Source organism: Rhodococcus chondri (genome assembly GCF_036327435.1).
Classification (GTDB): Bacteria; Actinomycetota; Actinomycetes; order Mycobacteriales; family Mycobacteriaceae; genus Rhodococcus; species Rhodococcus chondri.
On sequence record NZ_JAUZMZ010000386.1, the window covers coordinates 1 to 865 of the forward strand.

Annotated in this window: 1 protein-coding gene; it reads right to left on the bottom strand. The window is 69.6% G+C overall.

What is annotated here, in order from left to right; all coding sequences use genetic code 11:
* Window positions 1-378 precede the first annotated feature (378 nt).
* Window positions 379-591 (bottom strand): hypothetical protein, encoded by a 213-nt coding sequence (locus tag Q8814_RS26300; protein WP_330154849.1) that lies wholly within the window; start codon window positions 589-591, stop codon window positions 379-381.
* Between the last annotated feature and the right edge of the window lie 274 nt (window positions 592-865).

Genomic DNA, 865 nt, shown 5'->3' on the forward strand with positions numbered 1-865 from the left:
GCAGCAACTACTCGTCCGAGTCTGGCACCGAGGCCGCGCCGGAGCAGACGACCGGCGGATCGCTCGCCAGCGACGCCCAGCTCGCTGCGCTTCGCGAGAAGCTGTCCGGCAACGCCTGACACATAAGCGCGTACGGCAGGCCCCGCACCGAACCGGTGCGGGGCCTGCCGCGTGTTCGGGGTCGGACGTGGGACGTGCCGCCCACGCGGCGACGGACTTCCCACCCCGACAACACAGTGCACAGACGACAGTGCGCAGAGAACAGCGGCCTTCTCCCGTGGGGGAGAAGGCCGCTGTCGGGCGTGGGTCCGGTCGGTTCGATGGTCCGATGTGCGAGTCTGCCTGCGCCTCGGGGCGCGATACCGGGGACGGGGAGCGTCAGCCCACCGCGGGGGTCGCCCACTGCGTCGGCAGCGACGCCGCGCGCTTGCGGATCGCGGCCTGGCTGTGCCGGGCGGTGCTGAGCAACATGGAGAACCAGTTCCGCCGGTGCTCGGCGAGTGCGGCGGCCACCTCGGGAATGAGAATGCAGTGCACGCCGTTTTCCACGCCGAGGCGATGCCGACCGGTTGATGTGGGAGAGGGTCGCATGGCCTGCCTTCGCGAATGGACGGGGATATCCGTGGTCGGACGCTTCGTGACGACAATATCCGACGCGCAGACGCCTCCCTCGCATTTGTCCCAGGTGAGAGGGTGTGTTTCCCTCTCGGGCACCGGTCGCGACCGCACCGTGACCGACCTGTGATCGCGATGTGACTGCGGCGGGCCGGATTTCGGTGCGCCGCCCGGGAGTGCGAGACTGGGCGGCGTGCTGAGAATGGGGTTGACCGGAGGTATCGGCGCGGGGAAGTCCACCGCTGCGAGG

Coding starts and splice junctions, on each gene's coding strand:
- Q8814_RS26300 (WP_330154849.1), bottom strand. CDS start 591: ATGCGACCCTCTCCCACATCAACCGGTCGGCATCGCCTCGGCGTGGAA.